Annotated in this window: 5 protein-coding genes; all 5 read right to left on the reverse strand. The window is 71.7% G+C overall.

All coding sequences use genetic code 11. From position 1 onward, the window contains the following. Positions 1-52: 52 nt before the first annotated feature. From AB0I76_RS21700 to AB0I76_RS21720, 5 genes are read right to left on the reverse strand one after another with little or no spacing between them, the layout of a single operon-like run. Complete coding sequence (locus tag AB0I76_RS21700) at positions 53-1177, reverse strand: branched-chain amino acid ABC transporter permease (RefSeq protein WP_357038307.1); 1125 nt, start codon at positions 1175-1177, stop codon at positions 53-55. Next, positions 1174-2064, reverse strand: a complete 891-nt coding sequence (locus tag AB0I76_RS21705) for a branched-chain amino acid ABC transporter permease (protein ID WP_357038310.1) — start codon at positions 2062-2064, stop codon at positions 1174-1176. The genes AB0I76_RS21700 and AB0I76_RS21705 overlap by 4 nt, the downstream gene beginning before the upstream one ends. Next, a complete protein-coding gene (locus AB0I76_RS21710) occupies positions 2065-2793 on the reverse strand; it encodes an ABC transporter ATP-binding protein (protein WP_357038313.1) in 729 nt (242 codons plus the stop codon). Further along, entirely contained in the window at positions 2790-3533 is a 744-nt protein-coding gene (locus AB0I76_RS21715) for an ABC transporter ATP-binding protein (RefSeq protein WP_357038316.1), read from the reverse strand. Before AB0I76_RS21715 ends, AB0I76_RS21710 begins: the two co-directional genes overlap by 4 nt. A 6-nt stretch (positions 3534-3539) precedes the next feature. After that, complete coding sequence (locus AB0I76_RS21720) at positions 3540-4745, reverse strand: substrate-binding domain-containing protein (protein ID WP_357038319.1); 1206 nt, start codon at positions 4743-4745, stop codon at positions 3540-3542. Between the last annotated feature and the right edge of the window lie 570 nt (positions 4746-5315).

A 5315-nucleotide genomic window follows, 5' to 3' on the forward strand; every position in this document is an offset into this window, starting at 1 on the left:
GGCGGGGCGACACGCCGGTGTGCCGCCCCGCCAACCTCATGATCGACGCGGGTCAGCGCCCCCGGGGGCGGGTGCGGAGGGAGTTGCGGAGCAGGGTCAGGCGGGGGGCCAGGCTGGCCAGGCCGCCGGGGAAGAAGTACACGGCCAGGATGAACACCGTGCCGAGCACGAACAGCGGCTGGGACAGCGGGCGGCTGAGGAACGCCGGCAGGGCGTCCACCGCGTCGCTGGTGCCGAAGGCGACCAGCCGGTGGTCCAGGTACATGTAGAGGATGCCCCCGATGACCGGCCCCCAGCGGGTGCCGGGGCCGCCGAGCACCACCATGACCAGCAGCGACAGGGTCAGCTCACTGGACGTGATGTGCGGCGAGGCGCCGCCGACGATCAGGCAGTAGACCACGCCGCCGGCCGCCGCGAGCCCGCCGGCCAGGGTGAACGCCACCAGCTTGAACCGGTACGGGTCCAGGCCCAGCACCCCGATCCGCCGCTCGTCGTCCCGCAGGCCGGCGAGCACCCGGCCGGTCGGCGAACCGGACACCCGGTGCACCACGAAGACCACCACGACCAGGTACGCCAGGGCCAGCCAGTAGAGGTTGACGGTGTTGGTGACGCCGACCAGCCCCTCCGGCAGCCCGGACACGTCCAGCGGCAGGCCCTCCTCGCCGCCGGTGAGCCCGCCGAAGTCGCGGGCCACCAGGATCGCGCCGACCTGGGCGAAGGCGAGGGTCACCATGGCGAAGGCGATCCCGACCGTACGCAACGCCACCGCGCCGAGCAGGGCGGCGAGGATCGTCCCGCCGGTGATGGTGAACAGCGCCGCCTGCCACAGCGGGAGCCCGGCCCGGGTGACGAGGATGTCCGTGCCGTACACCCCGGCGGCGAAGTAGAGCGCGTGCCCGAAGGAGAGCATGCCGGTCCGCCCGAACAGCAGGTCGTAGCCGGCGGCCAGCCCGCCGAACACCAGGCAGACGGCGAGCAGTTGCAGGGTGCCGGGCGAGTTCAGCGGACCCTCGAAGATGCCCGGCAGCTCCAGCTTCGAGTACGGCAGGGCCAGCGCCACCAGCAGCGGGATCAGGGGCAGGAACGGGCGCACCCGTCCCCACCGGTCTCCGGGGGTCAACTCGGAGGGCACCGCCGCCGGGGGCGCGGGAACCTCGGGACTCTTGACCTCGGTCATGCCGTTGCCACCTTTCCGGCGATGCCCTGCGGGCGCAGCAGCAGCACCACGGCGAGCAGCCCGACCACGCAGACGTCGCCCAGCCCGGAGGTGCCGTAGTAGTTGACGAACTGTTGCAGCAGCCCGACGGCGACGGCCGCGTACGCGGAGCCGACGACCGACCCCATCCCGCCGATGACCACCACGATGAAGGCGAAGATCAGCAGGGAGCCGCCCTGACCCGGCGAGACGGTGCCGAAGTAGACGCTGCCGAGCGCACCGGCCAGCGCCGCGGCGGCCCCGCCGATCGCGAAGACCAGGGTGAACGCCTTGCGTACGTCGATGCCGAGCGCGGTCACCATCTCCCGGTTCTCCACACCGGCCCGGATCACCAGGCCGTAGCGGGTCCACCGGAGGAACGCGAGGATCGCCCCGAGCACCACCACCGCGGCGATGATCAGCAGCAGGCCGCCGTTGGGCACGTTCGCCCCGAGGACCGAGGTGACCTGGCGGGTCCACTCGGGCCGCGGGAAGGTGCGCGCGTCGGCGCCCCAGGTGGCCTGGAGCAGCGCCACGCCGGCCAGCGAGAGACCGACGGTGACCAGGACCTGCTCGATGGTGCGGGAGTACAACGGCCGGATCAGCACCAGCTCGACGAGCACCGCGACCAGCGTGCCGGCGGCGACGCCGAAGGCGACCGCGACCACGAAGCCGAACCCGTCGGACCCGGCACCGGGCAGGTTGCCCGCCGCCCACCACGTCGCGTACGCGCCGACGCCGAGGAAGAGGCCGTGCGCGAAGTTCAGCACGTCGGCGAGGCCGAAGACCAGGGACAGGCCGGAGGCGACCAGGAAGTAGAGCGCCGCCAGGCCGAGCCCGGTCAACGTCAGCAGAACGATCGTGTCCATCTAGTGATGCACCTCCGCCGAACCGACACCGAGCAGGGACTTGGTCAACCCGGTCTCCAGCAGCAACTCCTGCGCGTTCCCGGTCCAGGCCACCTGCCCGGAGGAGAGCACCACGGCGTCGCGGGCGAGCCGCCGGACCACCGCCAGGTTCTGCTCGACCAGCAGCACCGGGACGGACTCGGCGACCCGTTCCAGCACCTCGGCCACCTCGGTCACCACCTTCGGCGCGAGGCCCTTGGTCGGCTCGTCGACCAGCAGCAGCCGGTTGTCGTTGAGCAGCACCCGGCCGATGGCGAGCATCTGCTGCTGCCCACCGGAGAGCGAGCCGGCCCGTTGCCGTCCGCGCCGGTCCAGCTCCGGGAAGAGCGCGAAGACCCGGTCGTACGCGGGGGTGGTGCCCCGCCGCTCGGCGAGCCGCAGGTTCTCCGCGACGGTGAGCCCGGCGAAGACGCAGCGGTCCTCGGGCACGTAGCCCAGCCCACCGCGAACCAGCCGGTGGGTGGGGCGCGCGAGGAGGCTCTGCGCGCCCATCCGGACGGCGCCGCGCACCTCGCCGTTGCGGGGGGTGAGCCCGACGATCGCCCGCAGGGTGGTCGTCTTGCCGACGCCGTTGCGGCCGAGCAGCACGGTGACGCCGGTCGGCGCGACCGTGAAGGACACCCCCTGGAGGATGTGCAGCCCGGCGATGCGGACCGACAGGTCCTCCACACTGAGTACTGGCTCAGTCATAGCGATTCCCCCAGGTAGGCCTCTTGCACCGTCGGGTTGGCCATCACCGTCTCCGGGGTGTCGCAGGCGAGCAGGGCACCGTGGTGCATCACGGCGATCCGGTCGGCCAGTTCGAGGATCACGTCCATGTGGTGTTCGACCATGAGCACGGACCGGCCGCTGTCGCCGGTCAGCGAGCGGATCACCTGCACCAGCTCGGGCACGTCCTCGGCGCTGACCCCGGCCATCGGCTCGTCGAGCAGCATGACCCGGGGTTCGCCGGCGAGCAGCAGGGCGATCTCCAGCTTGCGCTTCTCGCCGTGGGCGAGGGTGCCGGCGAGCGCCGTACCCCGGTGGGTGAGGCCGACCCGGTCGAGCGCCGCGTCGGCGGCGGCGGCGACCTCCCGGTCGGCCGCCGCCCGCCGCCACAGCTTCATCGAACCCCCGCGGTACGCCTGCACGGCGAGCCGGACGTTCTCCCGCACGCTGAGCGAGCCGAAGACCGAGGACGCCTGGAAGGTACGACCCAGCCCGAGGCGGGCCCGCCGGTGCGGCGGGAGGGCACTGATGTCCTGCCCGTCGAGGGTGATCCGACCTTCCGTGGCCCGGCGCAGGCCGGTGATCAGGTTGAACAGTGAGGTCTTGCCGGCGCCGTTGGGCCCGATGACGCCGAGGAACTCCCCCGGCGCCAGGTCGAGGTAGACGCTGTCGACGATGGCGACCTCACCGATCCGCCAGGTCAGACCGCGGGTGGTGAGCATTCTGCGTCAGCCCTTCATCGCCACGGCCGGCGGCGCGGTCTCGTCGCTGGTCAGGCTCTTCTGCGCGCTGGCCGTGAAGGCCTGGCCGCTGCCGGTGAGCTTGGCCTGGAACATCGGCTGGAGCAGGGCGTGGTCCTCCTTGCGGATGGTCATCTTGCCCTTGATCCCGTCGAAGCTCCAGCCCTCCAGGGCGGTGATCATCTTGTCCACGTCGTCGCCGCCCTCCTGGGCCGCACGCACGACCATCTGCGCCGCGGCGAACCCGTCCGGGTGGAACAGGTCGAGCGTCCCGCCGGGGATCTTGGCCTTGGCGGCCTTGGCGGCCTCGGTGTCGCTGGCTCCGTCGAAGTAGTGCGACAGGAAGGAGATCTTGCTGCCGGCGGCGCCGAAGGTGGGCCACGAGGCGCGGATGTCCAGCCCGGTGACGACCGTGGTCGAGGACAGTACGCCCTGCTGGTCGAGGGTCTGCCACATGGCCGGGGCGGTGGTGCCGGCCCACGCCACGAAGAGCAGGTCCGGCTTGGCGGCCTTGATCTGGCTCGCGAACGGGGTGAACTCGGTGGCGCTCGCCGGAGCCCGGACGCTGGTGACGGTCGCGCCGGCACCGCCGATGACGTTCTTGACGGCCGCTTCGTTGGCGTCGCCGAAGGCACCGTCCTGGGCGAACACCACGACCTTCTTGCCCGCCGGGTCGCCGATGAACGACTTGGCGGTCACCACGTCCTGGTACGACTGCCGGCCGGAGCGGAACGTGTACTTGTTCGCGCCGGTCACGCCGTCGGTGGCGGCCGGACCGGAGATGAAGAGGACCTTGTTCTGGGCGGCGATCGGGGCGACCTGGAGGGCCACGCCGGACGCCGTCGAGCCGGCGATGATCTTGTGCCCCTTGCCGATCAGGTCCTTGGCCGCGGAGACGGCCTTCGCCGGGTCACCGGCGTCGTCGACCTCGGTCAGCTCGATGGCCCGTTCGCCCACCTTGTTGGTGCCGTTGGTGGCGAAGTCGAGGCCGGCCTTGAACCCCTCGATGTACTGCTTGCCGTAACTGGCCAGCGCTCCCGACTGGGAGTACACCAGGCCAACCTTGACCGGTGCGGCGCTGTCGCCGCCGCCGGAGGCGGTTTCCTGCGGGCTGCCACAGGCCGTGGCGGCGAGCGCCGCGGCCATCATCGTGGCGGCGGAGAGGAACACCCGCCGCGTCGTCCGGACCGTCATTGCGACTCCACGTGAGGACTCGGAGGAAGGGGAACTCATTTGTCGGCTCACGCTAGAAGTGACGTCACCCACGGGCTATGTGGCGGAAACACACAAGTAACAGGAGCGGGGTGGCGCACGGTTACAGCGGCCCGCGCCGGGCAGTGACGGCGTACGGAGGCGATGGCCCTCGTCGCCACCGCCAACCCCGGCCGTGTGTCGCCCCCCGCCACCAATGCACCGCCCGTCGCCGGTCTACGGTCCGCGCCGCGCCACCCGTCACGCCTTCACGCCGCCGCCCTCCGTCCGTGCGCGACGGGTGGAACACCATTGCTGTCTCCGGACGTCGAAGACAGCAATGGTGTTCCACCGAAGGCGGGACGGTACGCGGCTGCACGGTTCGGTGTGCGCCGAACGGTGTGGGTCCTACCGTCAGGCGGTGACCGTTGAGATTTCACCCGCACCCGGCACGCCACCGTGCGGTCCGCCGACGTTCGCGCCCGACGGCGGCTGGACGGTGACCCGCCACGCCGACGTCCGCGCCGTCCTGCTCGACCCGGCCTGCCGGGTGCCGGTCGCCGGCAATGGCCC

Origin of the sequence: Micromonospora sp. NPDC049799, assembly GCF_040656655.1 — a bacterium.
Lineage (GTDB): Bacteria > Actinomycetota > Actinomycetes > Mycobacteriales > Micromonosporaceae > Micromonospora.

Excerpts from the sequence above, each read along its gene's own strand:
- AB0I76_RS21720 (WP_357038319.1), bottom strand. The coding sequence starts at position 4,745 with ATGACGGTCCGGACGACGCGGCGGGTGTTCCTCTCCGCCGCCACGATG.
- AB0I76_RS21710 (WP_357038313.1), bottom strand. The coding sequence starts at position 2,793 with ATGACTGAGCCAGTACTCAGTGTGGAGGACCTGTCGGTCCGCATCGCC.
- AB0I76_RS21700 (WP_357038307.1), bottom strand. The coding sequence starts at position 1,177 with ATGACCGAGGTCAAGAGTCCCGAGGTTCCCGCGCCCCCGGCGGCGGTG.
- AB0I76_RS21705 (WP_357038310.1), bottom strand. The coding sequence starts at position 2,064 with ATGGACACGATCGTTCTGCTGACGTTGACCGGGCTCGGCCTGGCGGCG.
- AB0I76_RS21715 (WP_357038316.1), bottom strand. The coding sequence starts at position 3,533 with ATGCTCACCACCCGCGGTCTGACCTGGCGGATCGGTGAGGTCGCCATC.